The 21383-nt window shown below is 66.8% G+C and carries 21 protein-coding genes; 9 read left to right on the top strand and 12 right to left on the bottom strand.

Annotated elements, in window-relative coordinates:
• The first annotated feature begins 26 nt into the window (after nt 1–26).
• Both GGQ89_RS11745 and GGQ89_RS11740 read left to right on the top strand, forming a co-directional pair.
• Nucleotides 27–560 (top strand): hypothetical protein, encoded by a 534-nt coding sequence (locus GGQ89_RS11745; protein ID WP_156361285.1) that lies wholly within the window; start codon nt 27–29, stop codon nt 558–560.
• A 105-nt stretch (nt 561–665) separates the two neighbouring features.
• Nucleotides 666–1310, top strand: coding sequence for a YitT family protein (locus GGQ89_RS11740; RefSeq protein ID WP_056437974.1), 645 nt, complete (start codon nt 666–668; stop codon nt 1308–1310).
• Nucleotides 1311–1457: 147 nt separating this feature from the next.
• On the opposite strand, the gene GGQ89_RS11735 is transcribed toward GGQ89_RS11740, so the two are convergent.
• From GGQ89_RS11735 to GGQ89_RS11700, 8 genes are all read right to left on the bottom strand, one after another.
• Nucleotides 1458–2486, bottom strand: coding sequence for an aspartate-semialdehyde dehydrogenase (locus GGQ89_RS11735; RefSeq protein WP_184105915.1), 1029 nt, complete (start codon nt 2484–2486; stop codon nt 1458–1460).
• Nucleotides 2487–2606: 120 nt separating this feature from the next.
• Nucleotides 2607–3893 carry a diaminopimelate decarboxylase gene (gene lysA, locus GGQ89_RS11730; RefSeq protein WP_184105914.1) on the bottom strand — a complete coding sequence of 429 codons (1287 nt, stop codon included), beginning with the start codon at nt 3891–3893 and terminating at the stop codon, nt 2607–2609.
• Nucleotides 3890–4138 carry a hypothetical protein gene (locus GGQ89_RS11725; RefSeq protein ID WP_184105913.1) on the bottom strand — a complete coding sequence of 83 codons (249 nt, stop codon included), beginning with the start codon at nt 4136–4138 and terminating at the stop codon, nt 3890–3892. Before GGQ89_RS11725 ends, lysA begins: the two co-directional genes overlap by 4 nt.
• Complete coding sequence (locus GGQ89_RS11720; protein WP_184105912.1) at nt 4135–4545, bottom strand: SAM-dependent methyltransferase; 411 nt, start codon at nt 4543–4545, stop codon at nt 4135–4137. The genes GGQ89_RS11725 and GGQ89_RS11720 overlap by 4 nt, the downstream gene beginning before the upstream one ends.
• Before the next feature lie 14 nt (nt 4546–4559).
• Entirely contained in the window at nt 4560–4823 is a 264-nt protein-coding gene (locus GGQ89_RS11715; protein WP_184105911.1) for a hypothetical protein, read from the bottom strand.
• Between the two features lie 118 nt (nt 4824–4941).
• A complete protein-coding gene (locus GGQ89_RS11710) occupies nt 4942–5193 on the bottom strand; it encodes a hypothetical protein (RefSeq protein WP_184105910.1) in 252 nt (83 codons plus the stop codon).
• Nucleotides 5194–5324: 131 nt separating this feature from the next.
• Nucleotides 5325–6041 (bottom strand): MgtC/SapB family protein, encoded by a 717-nt coding sequence (locus GGQ89_RS11705; RefSeq protein WP_184105909.1) that lies wholly within the window; start codon nt 6039–6041, stop codon nt 5325–5327.
• 146 nt (nt 6042–6187) lie between these two features.
• Entirely contained in the window at nt 6188–8455 is a 2268-nt protein-coding gene (locus GGQ89_RS11700) for a S9 family peptidase (protein WP_184105908.1), read from the bottom strand.
• Between the two features lie 267 nt (nt 8456–8722).
• Here GGQ89_RS11700 and GGQ89_RS11695 point away from each other — a divergent pair, with 267 nt between their 5' ends.
• Both GGQ89_RS11695 and GGQ89_RS11690 read left to right on the top strand, forming a co-directional pair.
• Entirely contained in the window at nt 8723–9373 is a 651-nt protein-coding gene (locus GGQ89_RS11695; RefSeq protein WP_184105907.1) for a DUF6975 family protein, read from the top strand.
• 114 nt (nt 9374–9487) lie between these two features.
• The gene (locus GGQ89_RS11690; protein ID WP_082442313.1) at nt 9488–10033 is read left to right on the top strand and encodes a CHAP domain-containing protein; all 546 of its coding nucleotides are present in this window, start codon (nt 9488–9490) and stop codon (nt 10031–10033) included.
• Nucleotides 10034–10230: 197 nt separating this feature from the next.
• Here the strand turns inward: GGQ89_RS11690 and GGQ89_RS11685 are convergent, their stop codons facing one another.
• Entirely contained in the window at nt 10231–11325 is a 1095-nt protein-coding gene (locus GGQ89_RS11685; protein ID WP_184105906.1) for an anhydro-N-acetylmuramic acid kinase, read from the bottom strand.
• A 118-nt stretch (nt 11326–11443) separates the two neighbouring features.
• On the opposite strand from GGQ89_RS11685, the gene rimO reads away from it, so the two are divergent.
• Nucleotides 11444–12784 carry a 30S ribosomal protein S12 methylthiotransferase RimO gene (rimO, locus tag GGQ89_RS11680; RefSeq protein ID WP_184105905.1) on the top strand — a complete coding sequence of 447 codons (1341 nt, stop codon included), beginning with the start codon at nt 11444–11446 and terminating at the stop codon, nt 12782–12784.
• Here the strand turns inward: rimO and GGQ89_RS11675 are convergent.
• Entirely contained in the window at nt 12768–13157 is a 390-nt protein-coding gene (locus GGQ89_RS11675) for an MAPEG family protein (protein WP_184105904.1), read from the bottom strand. The genes rimO and GGQ89_RS11675 overlap by 17 nt on opposite strands.
• A 140-nt stretch (nt 13158–13297) precedes the next feature.
• Between GGQ89_RS11675 and GGQ89_RS11670 the strand changes: the two genes are divergently transcribed.
• The gene (locus GGQ89_RS11670) at nt 13298–14698 is read left to right on the top strand and encodes a serine hydrolase domain-containing protein (protein ID WP_184105903.1); all 1401 of its coding nucleotides are present in this window, start codon (nt 13298–13300) and stop codon (nt 14696–14698) included.
• Nucleotides 14695–16074 carry a leucyl aminopeptidase family protein gene (locus tag GGQ89_RS11665; RefSeq protein ID WP_184105902.1) on the top strand — a complete coding sequence of 460 codons (1380 nt, stop codon included), beginning with the start codon at nt 14695–14697 and terminating at the stop codon, nt 16072–16074. Before GGQ89_RS11670 ends, GGQ89_RS11665 begins: the two co-directional genes overlap by 4 nt.
• Nucleotides 16075–16180: 106 nt before the next feature.
• Here GGQ89_RS11665 and tpiA read toward each other — a convergent pair whose 3' ends face one another.
• A complete protein-coding gene (tpiA, locus tag GGQ89_RS11660; RefSeq protein WP_184105901.1) occupies nt 16181–16927 on the bottom strand; it encodes a triose-phosphate isomerase in 747 nt (248 codons plus the stop codon).
• 135 nt (nt 16928–17062) lie between these two features.
• On the opposite strand from tpiA, the gene GGQ89_RS11655 reads away from it, so the two are divergent.
• Entirely contained in the window at nt 17063–19009 is a 1947-nt protein-coding gene (locus GGQ89_RS11655; protein WP_184105900.1) for a peptidylprolyl isomerase, read from the top strand.
• Nucleotides 18996–20501: an anthranilate synthase component I gene (gene trpE / locus GGQ89_RS11650; RefSeq protein WP_184105899.1), complete on the top strand. Its 1506-nt coding sequence runs from the start codon at nt 18996–18998 to the stop codon at nt 20499–20501. The genes GGQ89_RS11655 and trpE overlap by 14 nt, the downstream gene beginning before the upstream one ends.
• A gap of 276 nt (nt 20502–20777) precedes the next feature.
• Here trpE and GGQ89_RS11645 read toward each other — a convergent pair whose 3' ends face one another.
• The gene (locus tag GGQ89_RS11645; RefSeq protein ID WP_076716660.1) at nt 20778–21218 is read right to left on the bottom strand and encodes a hypothetical protein; all 441 of its coding nucleotides are present in this window, start codon (nt 21216–21218) and stop codon (nt 20778–20780) included.
• Nucleotides 21219–21383: the final 165 nt, after the last annotated feature.

Here is a 21383-nt window from a genome sequence, read left to right as displayed (position 1 = left end):
GGGGTACAAGCCGTTAGCCGCCGCCCATGGCAGCATCCCTATTCCTTCTCCTGGCGGTGATCCTGGCGTTCGCCGGTGGAGGGGGCCCGTGGATGCTGATCGCCACGGTCGCGGCGGCGACGGCGGCGGGGACGCGGCTGCCCGATCTCGACACGCCGCTCCAGCTTCAGCATCGCAGCGCGCTGGTGCACAGCGTCTTGCCCTTCTACGTCGCCACGCTCGATCTGCGGACTTGGCCGGTCGCGGCGGGACTGGGCTTCGGCGTCGGCTTTCATCTCGCGGCCGACCTGTTTCCCGGCACGATGCGCGGCTTTGCCACGATCAAGATACCGCTGATCGGGTCGATCGGGGCCTTCCCTTCCTATATCTGGATCGCGGTCAACGCGGCGGCGAACATGGTCGGCGCGTTCGTTATCCTGGAATGGATCGCCGCCGACCGGGTTGCCGCCTGCGCGCTCGCCGCCACGGGCGTATTGGGGGCCAGCTATCTGTTGCGGACCAAGGGCGGCTTCTATGCACTGGTGGTGATGATCGCGCTAGGCTGGCTCTTCCTGAGCTAAGTCAGGCAATTGGCGTTTCGCCGCGATTGCGATATGGGACAATCCTCTGCCGCCAAGAAGCAGGCCAATCGGGAGTGGATGCCGGACCCTTGATCCGGACCCTCGATGACCGCAGCAACTGCTTCCCCTGCCGAAACCCTGCCGCCCAGCCCGATCGGGCGTCCGCACAGCCTGCTTGAAGACGCCTATGCGATCTTCATCGGCGTGACGCTGCTGATCGTCGGGCTGATGTTCCTGAAGGCGGCGGGACTGGTGACGGGCGGCATCGCGGGCGTCGCGCTGCTGCTGTCCTATCTGCTGCCACTACCGGCTGGCGTGCTGTTCACGCTGGTCAACATCCCCTTCTTCCTGTTCGCGCACAAGGTGATGGGCGCGCGGTTCGCGGTGAAGACGGTGCTGGTCAATATCGGCATCGGCGTCGCCTCGGCGATCACGCGCGTGTCGGTGCATGTCGACGGGGTACACCCGGCCTTTGCCGCGCTGGTCGGCGGCACGGTGATCGGCATGGGCATCTTGTCGCTCGCCCGCCATCAGGCGGGGGTCGGCGGCACCGGCGTCATCACCATCTGGCTCTATCGCAAGCGCGGGTGGAATATGGGCATGACCCAGGTCGCGCTCGATATCGTCATCCTGGCGATGGCGATCCCGGTGGTGTCGGGTGTGCAGATGATGTGGTCGGCGATCAGCGCGGCCGCGATCAGCCTGATCCTGTTCGCCTGGCATCGGCCCGGATTGTATATGGGGCGGTAAACCCTTAATCCTCCCCGGTACGAGGAGGTGGCAGCGCGTGAGCGCTGACGGAGGGGGGGCTTCCTCATAGGACACCCGTGTGGACGCCCCCCTCCACCACCGCTTCGCGGCGGTCCCCCTCCCCGTTACCGGGGAGGAATTTCAGGCTCAGTCGCCCTTCTTCAGGTGGCGGCGGCCGAGCAGTTCGGCGATCTGCACCGCGTTCAGTGCGGCACCTTTCCGCAGATTGTCCGACACGCACCACAGCGACAGGCCGTTATCGACCGTCGAGTCCTCACGCACGCGGCTGATGAAGGTCGCATAGTCGCCGACGCACTCGACGGGCGTCACGTATCCACCGTCTTCGCGCTTGTCGATCAGCATGACGCCGGGCGCCTCGCGCAGGATGTCCTGGGCTTCCTGCGCCGAAATCTCGTCCTCGAACTCGATGTTCAGTGCCTCGGAATGGCCGACGAACACCGGCACACGCACGCAGGTCGCCGTAACCTTGACCTTGGGGTCTAGGATCTTCTTGGTCTCGGCGACCATCTTCCACTCTTCCTTGGTCGAGCCGTCGTCGAGGAAGCTGTCGATGTGCGGGATCACGTTGAAAGCGATCTGCTTGGTGAACTTCTTGGGCTCGGCGGGGTCGCCGACGAAGATGTTGCGGCTCTGCTCGAACAGCTCATCCATGCCCGCCTTGCCCGCGCCCGACACCGACTGATAGGTGGCAACGACGACGCGCTTGATCGTCGCCTTATCATGCAGGGGCTTGAGCGCCACGACCATCTGCGCGGTCGAGCAATTGGGGTTGGCGATGATGTTCTTGGCGGTGTAGCCGTCGATCGCGTCGGGGTTCACCTCCGGCACGATCAGCGGCACGTCCGGGTCCATGCGGTAGAGCGACGAATTGTCGATCACGACGCAACCGGCGGCGGCGAATTTGGGCGCATAGACCTTGGTCGCGTCCGATCCGATGGCGAACAAAGCCATGTCCCAGCCGGTGGGATCGAAATGCTCGATATTCTTGATGGTGAGCATCTTGCCCGTCTCACCATATTCGATCTGGTCGCCCTGGCTGCGCGACGAGGCGACGACCGCCAGCTCGTCGATCGGGAATTCCCGCTCCGCCAGAATGTTGATCATTTCCCGGCCGACATTGCCCGTCGCCCCGGCGACCACCACGCGATAACCCATTATATCCTCCACTCGGAAGCGTGAGCCGGTAGCGTCATTGCGTGGACACGTCCACCAACTTTGCGAAAAGTGCGCGTTTCGCCATGACAAGCGGGGGTTTAACGAAACCCCGCTTACGCCTCAGGCGGCATGGTCGAGCGCGTGCGCATCCAGCCAGTCGGGTACGACCTGCGGCCGGATCGCCGCCGCATCGATCCGCGGGGCGATGACGGCAAAGCGATCGCCCTCGACCATGACTTCCGCCGTCAGTGCCCGGCTGTTGTAGCAGGACGCCATGGAGGCGCCATAGGCCCCGGCGTCGCGCAGGACGGCCAGGTCGCCTTCCTTCACCCGGTTGATCAACCGGCCTGCGGCGAAGCGGTCGCTGCTTTCGCAGACGGGTCCCACGACATGCGCGCGCATCGTCGCACCGTTCGGAGCGACCGCCGCGAATTCATGCCAGGCGTCGTAGAGCGCGGGCCGGGCGAGATCGTTCATGCCCGCATCGACGATGACGAACGGACACTCCTCGCCCGGCTTCACCCAAACTACGCGGGTCAGCAGCACCCCGGCATGGGCGGCGATATAGCGCCCCGGCTCGAACATCAGGGTCACGTCCCAATCCTGCGTCACCTTTGCCACCATCGCACCGTACGCGGTGACATCGCCGTCCGAGCCGCCGTGGTAATCGACGCCAAGTCCGCCGCCGAGATCGACATGGGTGATCGCGTGTCCCCGCGCCCGCAGCGCCGCGACCAGCTCGCCGATCCGGCGATAGGCGGACTCCAACGGCCCCAACTCCATAATCTGGCTGCCGATATGCACCGCAACGCCGCGCAATGTCAGGCCCGGCCGTTTCGACAGCCGGTCGAAGATGCCGATCGCATCCGCAAAGGCCACGCCGAACTTGCTGTCTCTGGTGCCGGTGGTGATCTTGGCATGCGTCCCCGCATTGACATCGGGATTGACCCGCAACATCGCGGTGGCCTCGACACCCATCCGGACGGCGGTCGCCGCCAGCACTTCCCCTTCGCGCTCGCCCTCCAGATTGATGTGGCCGACCCCGGCCCGCAGCGCCTGGGCGAGTTCCTCCGGGGTCTTGCCGACGCCCGAATAGACGATATCCCCGGCCTTCATGCCCGCCGCAAGCGCGGCAGTCAGTTCGCCGCCCGACACGATATCCGCGCCGAACCCCTCGTCGCGCAGGACCGAGAGCACCGCCAGCGAGGAGTTGGCCTTGACCGCGAAGGCGAGCGACTTGCGCGGGATCGGGGCCAACGCTTCACGAAACCGCCGGGCGGCGGCGCGCAGGGCGCTTGCCGAGTAGACATAGGTCGGCGTGCCGACCGCCTGCGCGATCCGGCCGAGCGCAACGCCCTCCGCATGGAGCGCACCACTCCGCACCTTAAAGCCCGTGTCGCGGCTCATGACCGCCGTCCCCGGCGAATGCGCGCGGCATGAATGGCCTCGGCGGTATGATAATGCCCGCGACGTTCGGCCCGGAGCGCCTGGATCATGTGCTTGCCATTCAGCATCAGCACGACCCCGCCCAGCGCCACGAAGAACCAGAACAGCGCGAGCAGCGACTCCGACGGCCCGCTCAGCGTCGCCACCACCGCGCCCAACGTCGTCAGGCCGCCCAACGATCGCCATGCCATGTCCCGCCCGCTCATGCCGCCATCTTCTCGCTGGGATCGCCGATCACGCAGGTCGCGGCGGCGTGCATCTGCGTGCCGCACCGATGACAGACCAGAATATCGGCAGGAAAATCACGCTCGTCAGCCAACGCATCGGCCGTGTCGCCGCGCTCGAACACCAATCCCATCGCGGCATGGCGATGACGCCTGGCCGCAGCCCGCGCCCGGCCGATCATCGCGGGCGAGCCGCCCAGTCCGCGTCCCTCGATCGCGGTGAAGCCCATCGCCCGCGCCTGTTCGGCGACCGCGATCAGGAAGCCGCCCGCGCCGCAATCGGCGTCGACGATCCGCACCGCACGGCGATGCCGCTCACGCAGCGAACCCAGCGCCGCCTCGATGGCGGGCCAGCGGGGGTCGTGGCGATATTTGCTGTCGATCTGCATGGTCGGAGCCTCCCTCACGCCGCACGCGACAGGACGGGGGCGTCGGCCGCCACCGGGTCGAACGACACCAGCGGGGTCAGCGCATCTTGCGCGACCGCGACGCTGGCGTGATAGATTTCGGCTTCCTCGACCGCATAGCGCATAGCCGCGCCACGCGAGATGAAGCGCCCTTCCAGCTGGCCTGCGCTATCCTGCACCAGCCAGTGACCCGCACGGTCCTGGCCGACATAGATGAGCCGCGCCTGGCGGGCGGGGTCGATAGGGAAATCGGTACACATGGATACGGGAAACCTCTGCCGATCGGGCGTTCGATCGCCCGCCCGGATCAGCTACGCCTCGCCCCATAGGGTTTCGAGATGGATTTCCTGCTATCGCATAGCGCGCGCATAGTGTCGGTCATATCCGCCGCCAGCGGGCACTGACCTGCACCTCGTCGAACAGATGCTCGCCCATGATCGCCAACACGCTGCCCAGGCTGGCGAAGAGGAAAGCGGCGGTCGCCAGCGCATAGCCCACCAGCCCGGCACGGCCGCCCTGCCCCGCCATGGCCATCAGATACGCGATCGCCCGCCAGGCGAGGATGCAAAGCCCGACGCCCAGCAATCGCAGCGCCAGTCCGTGCCGCCATGTCCGAACCCATACCGCCATACCGCCTCCTCATTTGGTCGGCGGCTAATCGGGACGCGCATAGCAATACGAGAGCGAATGGCCGGTTTCGCATAGCGCCCGCATAATGTTCGCCCCGCATTCCCGTCAGGGGAGCCATGCGCTTCGAGGGCTCAGTCGTGCGTACTGGCGGCCCAGGTGGCGTGCGCGATGCCGTGGACGGACTGGAAATGGTCGGTGATCCGGTCGAGCTCGCCCGCCTCGACGATGGTGCTGGTCAGGGTGGCGGCGACGGTCACCTGATCCTCGCCCAATTCCTCGATATCGAGTTCGGCCACCGGCAGCCCGGCACGCTCCAGATGTTCGACCAGCATGTCGCCGACCGGCCCGGCCTGTGCCGCACTGGTGGTCAGGCTGACCGAGTAGGTCGCCTCGACATGGCGTCCCTCGACCGGGATTCGGTTGATCGCGTCGACCAGCGGACGTAGCGCGGTATTGGCGATCAGGACCATGACGGTCAGCAGCACCGCTTCGGCCACCATGTCGCTGCCCGCGATCGACCCGACCGCCGCCGAGCACCAGAGGGTCGCCGCGGTGTTCAGCCCGCGAACGTTCATCCCCTCCTTCATGATGACGCCCGCACCCAGGAAGCCGATGCCGGAGACGACATAGGCGATGATGCGGATCGACTCGACATCGCCGCCCAGCCGCTGCCCCAGATCGACGAACGCCGCCGCGCCGATCGCGACCAGGGCGTTGGTGCGCAGGCCGGCCGTACGCTGGCGATACTGCCGTTCGGCGCCGATCACGGTGCCCAGCACGAACGCGGTCAGATAGCTGACCAGCGTGTCGAGGAACGGCCAGAGGTGGAAGGTCTTCAGGAATGCCATGTACAGTCCGTAAATCCTCCCCGTTACGGGGAGGTGGCAGCGCGTCAGCGCTGACGGAGGGGGAGCGCCACACGGGTCAACACTCGCGGTACGCCCCCTCCTCCATGCTGCGCATGGTCCCCCTCCCCGTCCCGGGGAGGATCACTTTACTTCGTCGGCTTGTCCTTCACCGTCCGGTCCAGGAAGTTCAGGATCGTATGCCACAGATGCTCCGACACGCCCGGCCCGCCGACACGGTGGGTCTGGCCGGGATAGAGCATCATCTCGAACGGCGTATCGGTCTTCTGCATCTCGGCGGCGAACGCGGTCGCATTGTCGAGGAAGACGTTGTCGTCCGCCATGCCGTGGATCAGCATCAGCGGATCGCGGATCTTGGCCGCATCGGTAATCGCCTGCGATGTCGCATAGCTTTGGGAATCGGTACGCGGATCGCCCAGATAACGCTCGGTGTAGTGCGTATCGTAAAGCTGCCAGTCGGTGACCGGCGCACCCGACACGGCGGCGGCATAGACGCCCGGCGTCTTCTCCAGCATCTTGATCGACATATAGCCGCCGTAGGACCAGCCATAGGTCGCGATGCGCGCGGGATCGACGAAGGGCAGCGTCTTCAGATAGCTCGCGCCCGCCAGCTGATCGGCGACCTCTACCGTGCCCATCGCGTGATAGATGGCGTCCTCGAACGCCTTGCCGCGATTATACGAGCCGCGATTGTCGATCTGGAAGAAGATCCATCCCTGATCGACCAGATATTGCGGCAGCGCCCCCTGCCAGCCGCGCGTAACCTGCTGGCCGGTGCCGGGGCCGCCATAATGCTGGAAGAAGACAGGGTAGCGCTTGCCCGGCTCCAGCTTGGGCGTGATCATCTCCCAATAGAGCGTCGTGCCGTCATCGGCCTTGATCGTGCCGAACTTCGTCTCGCGGTGGCTGGCGAGATAGGGTGCATAGGGATGCCCGGCCCGGATCGCATTCTCGTTGATCCAGCTCAGCCGCTGGCCCGCCGTGTCGGCCAGATAAACCTGGGTCGGCTGGGTCGGACTGGAGCGCGAGACGATGAAGCGGCTGGCGGACGAGTCCATCGTGGCGCTGTTGGTATAGCCGCGCTCGGTCAGGCGGGTGATGACGTTCGGCTGGGCGATGTCGACCGCATAGAGATGCTGTTCGAGCACATCGTCCTTCAGGCCGGTAAAGTACAGGCGCCCCTTAGCCTCGTTGACGCCGACAAGGTTGGTCACGACCCAGGGCCCCTTGGTCAGCTGCGTCCACTGGCCGTTCGCAAAGCGGTAGAGATGGCCATAGCCATCGCGTTCCGAACGCCAGATCAGGCTGCCGTCCTTCATCGGGCGATAGGCGTCGGACAGGTTCAGCCAGCTGCGATCACCCGAACGCTCGGTGAAGAGGACGGTCGACTTGCCGGTCCTGGGATCGACGCGGAGCATGTCGAGCGTCTTCTGGTCGCGACTCTCGCGCTGAACCAGCATCGCCGAGCCGTCCGGCGTCCAGTCGACGCGGGCCAGATAGATGTCGGGATTGGTGCCGAGATCGACCTTCACCCGGCCCGACCCGTCCGCCTTCATGACGTAGAGATCCACCAGCGCGTTGGGCGTGCCTGCCGCCGGATAGCGCTGTTCATAGACCTTGGTGCCCGCCGCGCCGATCGCGGCACGGACGGCGACCTTGACGGGCGCATCATCGAACCGCTCGACCGCGATATAGCGTTCGTCGGGGCTCCACCAATAGCCGGTGAAGCGGTGCATCTCCTCCTGTGCGACGAATTCGGCCTCACCGAAATGAACCGTGCCGCCGCCGTCCTTTGTCAGCGGCCGTGCCTCGCCACCACCCAAAGGCATGGCCCACAAATTCTGGTCACGCACGAAGCTTACAAAGCCGCCTTTGGGGCTGACGATCGGGTTCAACTCGCCGCCGGGCGTGTTGGTCAGGCGACGGACCTGCCCATCAAGGCCGGCGAGATACAGGTCGCCGTCCAGCGGCACCAGGATCGACTTGCCGTCGGGCGCCCAGTCATAGGCGACGATGCCCTTCGACCCGCCGATGCGTGCGCGTTCGCGCTGCATCTTCTCGGCCTCGGACAGTTCCGCGCCCGAGCCGACCTTCTTGGAGTCGACCAGCATCCGCTCCTCGCCGGTGCGGGTGTCGCGGGCCCAGAGGTCCAGCCGCTCGCGCTCGTCGGCGCGCGGGCGCAGCGAGGTCAGCAGCGTGCCGTCGGGCGACAGGCGCAGGCCGCGCGGCTGCGATCCCGACAGGTCGGGGCTGCCGAAAACGCGCTTCAGGGTCAGCTTGCCCTGCTCGGTCCCCTGCCCGGTCGGCGCATCAGCCGACATGGCCGAGGCCCCCGAACCCATGGCGATCGACGCCCCGACCGACGCCAGCGCCAGACCCAGCACCCATTTGCGCATTCATACCACTCCGAACCTTGTCATTGCCGGGTCCCGGCCCGGCCATGGCGCGCGTTATCGCGAGGGCGCTGCCATCCCGCAAGCGCGATCCGGCACAGGGCACAACGACGCCTGTTTTCCTGAAATGAATCAGCGGCGTAACTCATAACGAAAGCGTTCCAGATTTCGTAAACTCGGCATTAACGAATTTCCGTTAGGGCCGTTGTTCGGGTGCGACGGTCGAATGACGGTTCTGTCGCCTGCGCCCGGCCCATTATCGGAACGGACATGGCGACGAGAACCGCTTTGGAATTTCAGAACGATCGGCGCGGCGACATCCGTGCGATCCTGGCGCGATGGGGCAGCGCCGGGCATCCGCACGTGCAAGCGTTGCTGATGCCGCAGGTTCTGCTGCATGACCTGACCGATGCGGTTCATGCGGTTTGTGCGGTCCATGGCAATCATCCCTGCATGATCGATTACGCCATGGCGCGCGGCATCCAGATCGAAACCCTGCCCTGGTTGATCCAGTCCTCCAACGCCTTTGCCCTTGAGCGCGCCTTTCTCGCCAACCTTACCTCGGCGGCGGGTCCGCTGCCGTCCACCCCCGGCCAGGCCCAGACCGATGCCGCGCTGACCCAGCTTCGCCATACGCTAGAAATGCTCGCCAATTCGGATCGGCGGGGCTGCGCGACCGGCGCCGTTTCGGCGCTGATCCTCGACTGGCGCTCGATCCGGCAGGTGCTCGACCAAGCGGCGCGGCGCTTCGGCCTGTCGCTCGCGCCCGGCCAGATGCCCGAGCCGCTGTGTGACGTGGAGGATGACGAATCGGGCATCGGCCTGGCGCGCGCGCGCGGGTTCGGCGCGACGCAGCTGCTCGTCCAGCATCGCGGCCTGTGGGACCTGCTGGAGGCGCGGGCAAGCGCGCGGCGCGGCTGATGCAGTCCATGGAGGCTTCGACTGGTCGCATCCCCGCCTCCGTCGATCTCCCTAGCGGCATGTTAACCATCTTGAACAGTTGGGTATTCACGCAAATCCGATAGCTTGATCGGCATGAGAGGCATGGTGTCCAAGGCAATCGTATCGCTCTGCGCACTGACGGTCATTCCGGCGGCCGACGCACACTCGCTGCTCGACTATGTCGGGCAATGCGTCCCATTCGCGCGCCAGGCCTCGGGCATCGCGATCTATGGCGACGCCTGGACCTGGTGGTCCAAGGCGGAGGGCAAATATCCCCGCGGCCGCACCCCCCGCGTCGGCGCGGTCGTCGTGTTCGAGAAGACCAGCCGCCTGCCGCTGGGCCATGTCGCGGTGGTCAGCCGCGTGGTCGAGGACCGGGTGCTGATGCTGACCCACGCCAACTGGTCGATCCAGAACGGCCAGCGCGGCCATGCCGAGCAGGACGTGACGCTGTTCGACGTTTCGCCGGGCAATGACTGGAGCGAAGTGAAGGTCTGGTTCCGCGACTCCGAAGGTCTGGGTAGCTCGACCTACCCCATTTACGGCTTCATCTATGGCAAGGGCCATGCCGCGCCCGGCCTGACCAGCGAAAAGCCCGATTATGTCGGCGCGCTGATCGACGCCTATGTCGCACGCTGATTGCCAGGTTCGGGGCTGAGCCACGTCTGCCGCCAGCCCAAATCATGGCCCCAATAAAAGCAAAACTGCGCCGACCAATTCCTCCACTGCAAGGGGAGGTGGCAGTCCAAAAGGACTGACGGAGCGGTGTAACGGCCAGCGGTGACGCCCCTCCACCAGCTTCGCTGGTTCCCCTCCCCTTGCAGGGGCGGAATGGGTCACCCCGCCAAGGGCCGATGGACCACGCCGCCGGTCATCGCCTCCGGCACGCCGGTCGTTCCCGGAAAGCTGATCGCCCGCTCCCGCAGCCGCCGTACCGCCATATAGGCGAACCCTTGCGCCTCCAGCGCGTCGCCGTCCCAACCCAGCGCATCGGTCGGCTCGGGCGTCAGGCCCGTCGCGGCCGCGATCATCGCCAGCATGGTGGCGTTGTGCCGCCCGCCACCCGCGACCAGCAATCGCCGGGGCCTCTCGGGCAGATGATCGAGCGCGCGGGCGACGGTCTGCGCGGTGAAGGCAGTCAGCGTAGCCGCCCCGTCCGCCGCCGACAGGCCCCGCGCGGGCTGGATGGTGAAGTCGTTGCGGTCGAGCGACTTGGGCGGCGCCAGGTCGAACCAGCCATTGTCCATCATCGTGTCGAGGACCGTCGGCTCCACTCGCCCGCTCGCCGCCATCTGGCCGTTCGCGTCGTAACGCTGGCCGGTTTCCGCCTCCATCCAACTGTCGATCAGGCCGTTCGCCGGACCGGTATCGAAGGCGACCAGCGCGCCGTCCGTCCCGATAAAGGTGACGTTGGCGACACCGCCGAGGTTCAGGATCGCGACCGGCTTCTCCAGATCGGCGGCGAGTGCGGCGTGATAGACGGGGATCAACGGCGCACCCTGCCCCCCCGCCGCGACATCGGCCGAGCGGAAATCGGACACGGTGACGATCGCGGTCGCGTCCGCCAGCGCCTGCCCGTCACCGATCTGCCAGGTCCAGCCGCGATCGGGGCGATGCGCGACCGTCTGGCCGTGAAATCCGATCACGTCGACCGCCGCCGCCTCGACGCCCGCATCGCGGAGCAGTTTCTGCACGACCATCGCATGGGTGCGCACGATCAGGTCGCCCGCCGCGACGATGGGCGGACTGGCACGCGGCCGGTCGAAGGTCAGGGCAAGCGCGGTCGCCGCGGCCAGTTCGGCGCGGGCGGTGTCGGAATAGGCTTCGGTACGAAAGGCGATGGGCCGGACCAGCGCCTCGCCATCGGTTTCGATCAGCGCCGCGTCCACGCCGTCCAGCGACGTTCCCGACATCAATCCGATCGCCAGCATCGCGCCCTATCCTCTCGCTTCCACGCCCATCCATGCCGGGATCGCGCGCGCCTGTCGACCGGACTTCGCGCACCATCTGGAAAAGCGTCGCGTTTTGGCCTATGTGCGCGCGTATCCCATGGCAACCAAACTCCCTACTCCGCCGCGTGTCGGCATGGTCTCGCTCGGCTGTCCCAAGAATCTGGTCGACAGCGAACGCATCCTGACCCAGCTCCGCGCCGACGGCTATCAGATGTCGCCCGACTATGCCGGGGCCGATGTCGTGCTGGTCAACACCTGCGGCTTTCTCGACTCCGCCAAGGAGGAAAGCCTGGAGGCGATCGGCGAGGCGATCAAGGAGAACGGCCGCGTCATCGTGACCGGCTGCATGGGCAAGGAAGCCGAGGCGATCCGCACCCGCTTCCCGGACGTGCTCGCGATCACCGGCGCGCATGAATATGAGCAAGTGGTGGAGGCCGTGCACGCCGCCGCGCCGGCGAACCTGTCTCCCTATATCGACCTGATTCCCGATGCGGGCCTGAAGCTGACCCCGCGTCATTACAGCTATCTGAAGATTTCGGAGGGCTGCAACCACCGGTGCAGCTTCTGCATCATCCCCAGCTTGCGCGGCGATCTGGTCAGCCGCCGCCCCGACGCGATCCTGCGCGAGGCGGAAAAGCTGGTCGCGGCGGGCACGCGCGAGCTGCTGGTCATCAGCCAGGACACCTCGGCCTACGGCATCGACATCCGCAAGGAACCCCGGATGTGGAAGGGGCAGGAGATAGTGCCGCACATGACCGACCTCGCCCGCGAACTGGGCAAGATCGCGCCCTGGGTTCGCCTGCACTATGTCTATCCCTATCCGCATGTGGATCAGGTGATCCCGCTGATGGCGGAAGGCCTGGTGCTGCCCTATCTGGACATCCCGTTCCAGCATGCCGCCCCCTCTGTGCTGAAGCGCATGAAGCGTCCCGGCAACGATGCCAAGGTGCTGCAACGCATCCATCAGTGGCGCGACATTTGTCCCGACATCGCGATCCGTTCCACCTTCGTCGTCGGCTTCCCCGGCGAGACGGAGGAGGATTTCGAATATCTGCTCGACTGGCTGGATGAAGCCCAGCTCGACCGCGTCGGTGCCTTCCGCTTCGAGCCGGTCGAGGGTGCCGCCGCCAATGCCCTGCCCGATCACGTCCCCGAGGCGGTGAAGGAAGAGCGTTACGCGCGAATCATGGAAAAGACCGCCGCCATCTCTGCCGCCAAGCTCGCCGCCAAGGTCGGCCGCACCCTGCCCGTCATCATCGACGCGGTGGATGAGGAAGGCGGCGCGACCGGCCGATCCCAGGCCGACGCACCCGAGATCGACGGCGAAGTCTTCCTGCGCGACGCCGGGCATCTGTCGGTCGGCGATATCGTGAAGGTCGAGATCGAGGATGCCGACGAGCACGACCTTTACGGCGTTCCCGTCACAGGAAACGCATAAGCATCATCACCAGGCCGACCATCGACACGAGATAGGCCAGCGACCGCACATAGCGGACGCCGAAGATATAGACCGGCACATAGGCGACCCGCGCGAGGAACCACACCCACGCGCCGGTCGCCGCGATCCCGCCGCTCTGTCCTGTGACCGCCAAGCCTAGCGCCAGTGCGATGAATATCGGCCAGGTCTCACGGAAATTGGCGGACGCCCGTTCGGCCCGCCCTGCATAGCGCCCCAGCGGCGCAGGCGTGCCGTCGCGCGGCCCTGCATTCCAGCCGATGCCCCGGTCCAAAGTCGCCAGCTGCGATTGCAACGCGATGTGGACGAACAACAGGATGATCGACCAACCGAGGATGGTCAGTTCGGTGGTCATTCCGGTTCTCCCCTTATGATACCACCCCGGCCTTCGCCGGGGTGGCGCGGAAATTTATGCCCAGGTCCGTTCAGCCTGAGCGTAGTCGAAGTCCCCCACCCCCGTTGCGCCGCCCCCGCAAACCTGCTTCCTTGGCGGGCATGAGATACCCCATTTTGCTGGCGGCGATTGCGTCCATCGCCCCCGCCCCCCTTATCGCCCAGGCTCTGACCCCGGCGGAAACCCAGAAGATCGATGCCTTGGTGACGAAGACGCTGGCCGATACCGGCGTCCCCTCCGCCTCGATCGCGGTGGTGCGCGGCGGCAGGATCGTCCTCGCCAAGGCCTATGGCAAACAGTTTGAGGGCCAGACCGGCCCCGCCGACCCCAAGCTACCCTATCAGATCGCCTCGGTGTCCAAGCAGTTCACCGCCACCGCCGTCCAGCTGCTGGCCGATGACGGCAAGCTATCGCTCGACGATACGGTGTCCAAATATGTGCCGGGCATCACGGACGGCGACACGATCACCATCCGCCAACTGCTGAGCCACACTTCGGGCCTGCGTGACTATTGGCCGCAGGATTACAGCTTCAAGGCGATGGCGACGCCGACCACGCCGCAAGGCATCGTCGACCGCTGGGCCAAGGCGCCGCTCGACTTCCGGCCCGGCACGCAATGGCAATATTCCAACACCGGCTATGTCGTCGCGGGCATGATTGTCGAGAAGGTGTCGGGCCAGCCTCTCCTTCAATTTCTTCAGACCCGCGTCTTCCAGCCGCTGGGCATCCGTGCGCTGGATCAGGACAAGGCGGTCGGCCCGGGCTTCCCGCAGGGCTATCTGCGCCATGCGCTCGGCCCCGTCCGGGTCGAGACGCCCGCCGCCCCCGGCTGGCTCTATGCGGCGGGCGAGTTGTCCATGTCGCCCCAGGACCTCGCCAAATGGGACGTGGCGCGGATGAACCGCACGCTGCTGCCCGCAAAGGACTGGGCGGAGCAGGAAAATCCCGTCAAGCTGACCGACGGCTCGAACACCAATTACGGGCTGGGCGTGGGCGTCGGCACCGCCGATGGCCGCCGCTTCGTCGAGCATAGCGGCGAAGCGGTCGGCTTCCTGACCGAGAATATCGTCTATCCGGACGACAAGGCCGCCGTGGTCGTCGCGGTTAACGCCTGGTTTGCCGATGCGCAGAGCCGGATCGCCAAGGGCATCTCCGACATCGTGCTGCCCGCGCCCCAGGCCAATGCCGAGGACGCCGCCGCGCTCGATCGGACCAAGCGGGTGTACGCACAGCTTCAGGCGGGCCAACTCGACCGTGCGCTGCTGACCGAGGATGCGGCCTATTATTTCACGCCGACGACGCTGGCCGATTACCGAACGAGCCTGTCGCCCCTGGGTGCGCCGACCAAGATCGAACAGGCGGGTCGCACGCGCCTGCGTGGCGGGTTCGTCAACCGCTCCTATCGCGTCACCTATCCCGGTCGTACGCTTCGGATCAGCACCTATGCCGAGCCCGGCACCAACGGAAAGATCGAACAATTCCTCGTGAGCCCCGCCGAATGATGGACTTCGCCCCCCTGCTCCAGCCCGATCGCGGCCAGCCCGCCCGGACGATCACCCTGCTGACTGCCGAGGGCTTTGCCGACTGGCTCGCGCGCCAGCCCGTCGCCACCCGCACGCTGGCGATGGCGCAGCGCTTCGCCGCCAAGCCCGATACGCATCTGCTCGTGCCGCATGACGGCGAGGTGGCGGTGGTCGCGGGCGTCGCAAAGGCAACCGGGCCTTGGGCGCTGGCCAAGCTGGCCGAGGCCCTGCCCGAAGGCCAGTATCGACTGGACGGCGCGGAGGTCGGCGCGAACGCGCTGGGCTGGCTGCTCGGCCAGTATCGCTTCACCCGTTATCGCAAGGGCGATGACAATGGCCCTCGCGTGCTGCTGACCCGCGATGTCGCGCACCGGGACGAAGTGATCCGCCTCGCCGCCGCGACCGCGCAGGTGCGCGATCTGGTCAACACCGGTGCCGGCGATCTCGGTCCTGCCGAACTGGAGGCGGAGGTCGAAGCACTGGCCCGCACCCATCACGCGCAGATCATGGTGACCAGCGGCGAGACGCTGGCCCGCGACTATCCGATGATCCACGCGGTCGGGCAGGCCGCCACGCGCGAGCGTGCGCCTCGGCTCATCGAACTGCACTGGGGCGATCCCGCCCATCCACGCATCGCGATCGTCGGCAAGGGCGTGTGCTTCGACACGGGCGGGCTGGACATCAAGCCCTCTGCGGGCATGCGGCTGATGAAGAAGGACATGGGCGGTGCCGCGCATGCGCTGGCGCTGGCGAGCCTGGTGATGGCGGCGCGCTTGCCGGTGCGGCTGCACCTGTTGATCCCGGCGGTCGAGAATGCGGTATCGGCGGCGTCCTTCCGCCCCGGCGACGTGCTGAAGACCCGCAAGGGCCTGACGGTCGAGAACACCAACACCGATGCGGAGGGCCGGTTGATACTGGGCGACGCGCTGACCCGCGCGGGGGAAGAGAAGCCCGAACTGATCCTCGACTTCGCCACGCTGACCGGCGCGGCGCGCGTGGCGCTCGGCCCCGACCTGCCCCCGCTGTTCACCGATGACGAGGCGCTGGCAGCCGACCTGCTGACGGCGGCGGCGGGCGAGGACGATCCCGTGTGGCGGATGCCGCTATGGGACGGCTATGACGACATGCTGAAGTCCGACATTGCCGACATGGTCAATGCGCCCGATGGCGGCTTTGCGGGAGCGATCACGGCGGCGCTGTTCCTGCGGCGCTTCGTGCCGAAGGACACAGCCTGGGCGCATCTGGACGTTTTCGCGTGGCGGCCCTCTGGTAAGCCGGGACGACCCAAGGGGGGCGATGCCTATGCTTTGCGGGCAGCGTATGCGATGTTGAAGGGGCGGTATTCGGGGCGTTGAGGTTGTAGCGTGGCCTTCGACTACGCTCAGGCTGAACGGGGGTTGGGGACTATACCTGACAGCCGTTCACGCTGAGCGAAGTCGAAGCGCACGCCACGAACCGCCGTTACAATCCCGCCGCCGCCTCGATGATCGGCACGAACTTGGCGGCGGTCAGGCTCGCTCCGCCGACCAGCGCGCCGTCGACATTCTCGACCGCCAGCAGCACGGCGGCATTCTCCCCCGTCACCGAACCGCCGTACAGGATCCGCACCCCGTCCGCCGCATCGCCGATCAGCATGCGAAGCTTGGCACGCGCAATGGCATGGATGCTGGCGATCTCGTCGACTGTCGGCGTCCGCCCCGTCCCGATCGCCCAGCGCGGTTCATAGGCCAGCGTGAACCAGCTGCCGTCCGCATTGTCGGGCACCGACTTCTCGATCTGCGCCTGCACCACCCGCTCGGCGCGGCCCGCATTGCGTTCCGCCTCGGTCTCGCCGCAGCAGAGGATGACGTTCAGCCCCTGGCGATGCGCCGCCGCCGCCTTGGCCCAGGCATCCTGGCTGGTCTCGCCCTGATCGGCGCGACGTTCCGAATGGCCGACGATGGTGAAGCTCGCCCCCGCTTCCTGGACCATGGCTGCCGAGACGCAGCCGGTATGCGCACCCGAATCGCGCTCATGCACATCCTCCGCCCCGATGGCGAGGCCGGGTACGCGCTCGGCTGCGGGAGCTATCAGGGTGAAGGGCACGGCGACCGCCACATCGACATTCGGCGCCGTCTCGGCAGCCTTTGCGATGGCGTCCAGCTCGGCCAGCGCGGCACGCGAACCGTTCATCTTCCAGTTGCCCGCCACCAATTTGCGCCGTGCCATATGAGGCTCCCCGATTGAGTCGCATGTTATACGTGTTCAACACCGATAGCGGATCGTGGATTTCGCACAAGCTTGATGCCGAGCGACCTCGCCCCTAAAGCGGGACACGTTTTTGTCTTTGCCGATCGGTCGTCCATGCTCAGCTTCTTCCGCCGGATCATCAATTCCAAGGCCGGCGTCGTCGTGACCTTCATCGTGCTGGGCGTCATCGCGATCGCGTTCGCGGCCGGTGACGTCACCAATATCGCGGGCATGGCGGGCGGCCTGAACGGCTCCGACGTCGCCAAGGTCGGCGACGCGAAGGTGACCGCCAACGACCTGCGCACCGCTGCGCAGAACGAGGTCGCCGCCTATCGCCAAGAACAGCCGGGCCTCGACATGGCGCAGTTCATCGCGGCGGGCGGGTTCGAGGGCGTGCTCCAGCGCGAGATCGCCGGCCTGGCGCTCGAACAGTTCGGCAAGCAGCAGGGCATGGTCGTCTCGCGCCGCCTGGTCGACGGCCAGATCGCCTCGATCCCGGCCTTTCGCGGCCCCAATGGCCAGTTCGACCCGGCGCTTTATCAGCAGCTTCTGGCACAGCGGAAGATGACCGATGCGCAGGTCCGCACCGATATCGAGCGTTCGACCTTCGCGCAGCAGCTGACCATCCCCACCGTCGGTGCGACCCAGTTCGCGACGCAGATGGCGCTGCCCTATGCCTCGCTGCTGCTCGAAAAGCGGCAGGGCGAGGTCGGCTATATCCCGACCCGTCTGGTCCCCGCGGGGGCCGCGCCGAGCGACGCCGACGTGCAGACCTTCTACACCCGCAACGTCCAGCGCTACACGCTGCCGGAGCGTCGCGTGGTCCGCTATGCGGTCGTGAACCCCGCCGCCGTCGCCGCCAAGGCGACCCCGAGCGATGCGGAGATCGCGCGCTATTACCAGACCAATCAGTCGCGCTATGCCGCGACCCAGAAGCGGGACGTGACCCAGGTCATCGTCGCCGATCAGGCGGGCGCCAATGCGCTGGCCGCCAAGGCCAAGGGCGGCACCTCGCTGGCCGATGCCGCACGCGCCGCCGGGCTGGAGGCTTCGGTGCAGAAGGGCGCCGACAAGGCGGCCTATGCCACCCAGGCCTCGGCCGCGGTCGCCGATGCCGTGTTCGGCGCGCCGCAGGGCGGCGTGATCGGCCCGGTGCGCGGGACGCTCGGCTTCGTCGTCGCCAAGGTCGATGCGATCACCCAGGTTCCCGGCAAGACGCTGGCCCAGGCGCGCCCCGAGATCGTCACCGAACTGACCAAGCAGAAGCAGGCCGCCGCGCTGGGTGAGATGCGCAACGCGATCGAGGATTCGCTGTCGGGCAACGCCACGTTCGACGAGGTGATCGCCGACCGCAAACTTCAGGCACAGACCACGCCCGCCGTCACCGCACAGGGCGCGGCACCGGATGCCCCGGCCTTCCAGCCGACGCCGGAACTGCGCGCGATGATCACCGCCGCCTTCACTGCCGAGGATGGCGACGCGCCGCAGATCGTTCCGATCGGCCAGGACGGCGGCTTCGCGGTCGTCGGCGTCGGCCAGATCCAGCGCTCCGCCCCGCGTCCGCTGGCGCAGGTGCGTAGCCAAGTGCTGGCCGACCTGACCGCCGACCGCGCGCGCACTGCGGCCCGCACGCTCGCCAATGCCGTGCTCGCCAAGGTGAACAAGGGCATGCCGATGGCTCAGGCGCTGAAGGAAACCGGGCTGGCGGTGCCGCCGGTCCGCCCGATCGCCGCGTCGCGCCGCGATCTGGCCGCCGCGCAGAACACGCCCGCCGCCGCCCCGCTCGCGCTGCTGTTCTCGATGCCGCAGAACAAGGCGCGCACGCTGGCCGCCCCGCAGAACGAGGGCTGGTACATCATCCGCGTGACCAAGATCGAACCGGGCAATGCGACCGGCAACGACGCCGCAATCCGCGCCGCGCGCGGCGATATCGGCCGCCTGATCGGTCGCGAATATGTCTCGCAGTTCGCACGCGCGGTTCGTGACGCCGTCGTCGTCAAGACCGACCCCAAGGCGGTCGCCAAGACCCGCTCGGAGCTGCTGAACAATGGGAGCAACTGAGCGCAGCACCGCTGAACGGCTGGCCGATGGCCAGCCGCAGCTGATCTGGCGTCGGCAGATCGCCGATACCGAGACGCCGGTCGCCGCCGCGCTCAAGCTGATCGAGCCGGGTCGCGGCGACTTCCTGCTGGAATCGGTCGAGGGCGGCGCGACGCGCGGACGGTACAGCTTGATCGGCCTCGCCCCCGATCTCGTCTTCCGCGCCGATGGTCATGCCGCCGCAATCAACCGCCATTGGGCGACGAACCGGGACGCGTTCGAGCCGTGCGACACGCCCACGCTGGCCGCGCTGCGCACCCTGGTCGCCGAATGCCGCGCCGACGTGCCCGAGGGGCTGCCCTCGGCATTGGCCTGTCTGGTCGGGTATTTCGGCTATGAGACGGTCGGGCTGGTCGAGACGCTGCCCCAGCCCGAGGCCGATCCGCTCGGCCTGCCCGATATGATCTTCGTGCGGCCGACGGTGATCCTGGTCTTCGACCGGCTGGCCGATGCGCTCTATCTGGTCGCCCCCGTGTGGCCCGATGCGGCGCGCGATGCCGCGCGGATGATCGCGGACGCGGAGGAGCGGCTGGACGCCACCGCCGCGCGCCTTGCGACCGCCACCCTGCCCGCACCGGTGCGCGCCGAACTGCCCGAACCGGCCTATGAACCGGCGCTGCCTCCCGGTCGCTATAGCGAGATGGTCGCGCGGGCGAAGGATTATATCGTCGCGGGTGATATCTTTCAGGTGGTGCTGGCGCAGCGTTTCTCCGCGCCCTTCACGCTGCCTCCGTTCGAGCTGTATCGCAGCCTGCGGCGGATCAACCCCTCGCCTTTCCTCTATCATCTCGACCTGCCGGGCTTTTCGCTGATCGGATCGAGTCCGGAAATCCTGGTTCGCGTCCGCAATGACGAAGTGACGATCCGGCCGATCGCGGGCACACGCCCTCGCGGGCGTACGCGGGCCGAAGATGCCGCCAATCGTGACAGCCTGCTCGCCGATCCCAAGGAACGCGCCGAGCATCTGATGCTGCTGGACCTGGGCCGCAACGATGTCGGCCGCGCGTCCTCGGCGGGCAGCGTGCGCGTGACCGACAGCTATACGGTCGAGTTCTACAGCCACGTCATGCACATCGTCTCGAACGTCGTCGGGCATCTGGCCGATGACAAGGACGCGCTTGACGCGCTGTTCGCGGGCTTCCCGGCGGGCACGGTCAGCGGCGCCCCCAAGGTTCGCGCCTGCCAGGTCATCGCCGAACTGGAGCCCGAGCGGCGCGGCGCCTATGCGGGCGGCGTCGGCTATTTCTCGCCCGACGGCTCGATGGATTCGTGCATCGTGCTGCGGACGGCGGTGGTTAAGGACGGCACCATCCACGTCCAGGCGGGCGCGGGTATCGTCGCCGACAGCGACCCGGCCTATGAGCAGCGCGAATGCGAGGCCAAGGCGGGCGCGATGCTCGCCGCCGCCCGCGATGCGGTGGCGCGTGCCGGCGAAGGCGGCTTCGGGCAGTAAGTATAGTCAGATCGGCAAAGGCGCTGTTCCCCGGCGAAGGCCGGGGCCCAGTTCCTACTGGGTTGAGAGTGTGCAAGATGCTGCATGGGAGGCCATTCTCCAACCGATAAAGCCTGCCACGAACATCATTGCGACTGGACCCCGACCTTCGCAGGGGAAGAGAATTGGGTCAGGCGATCCCTGCCCTGGATCGGGATGACATCGGGGCGTCCTTAGCCGAACCCCTCCCCTAAAGAGGAGGGGTGGATCAACGTGACGTCATCCTGCCCCCGGACATCACTCCCCGTCAGCCGCAGGCGGCGTCGCCTCGGCCCGGCGCGCACGGCGATCGGCCTGATATTGCTGGTTCCACAGGATGCTGCATCCGCTCTGGCCGCCCGTGCCCACCGGCGAGCAGGTGTCCGGGATACCGCCCGCCACGCGACCGACCTGATCCATCGTCGCGGCGCGGTTGACCCAGCTCTGGTTCTGCGCCGGGATCGGCTTGTCGTCGCGCAGGGCCTTGGGGATACGATAGGGTTCGTCGTCACGGCCGCAGACCACGACTTCCTCCGCCGTGCTCTCGGGACATTTCTGATCACCGGTCAGCGTGACGTTGCGCACCCGCTTGGGCGGCTGGCCGGTGCTGGCCTGCGCCTGGTCCGACGTCGCCGCTTGCTGGGCAAAAGCCGTAGCCGGGGTCAGCAACAAGGCGGCAATCAGGGCAGCTCGAACCATGGTGACGAAAACTCCTTATGGTCTGACAACGTCGGACGCCTTTCATGGCTCCATGCTGAACGAAGCCTGGTAGGGGCCGATTTCCGGCGGAATTGCGGCGCTATGTCGCATGATCCGTCATCGCGCCACCGTCATGACGATGCCCTGCCCCGCGAGACCGATGTG

It is taken from the genome of Sphingomonas yabuuchiae (genome assembly GCF_014199595.1).
Taxonomy (GTDB): Bacteria; Pseudomonadota; Alphaproteobacteria; order Sphingomonadales; family Sphingomonadaceae; genus Sphingomonas; species Sphingomonas yabuuchiae.
The sequence above is the reverse complement of the archived record's forward strand: the minus strand, read 5'-3'. Positions and strand labels throughout refer to the sequence as shown.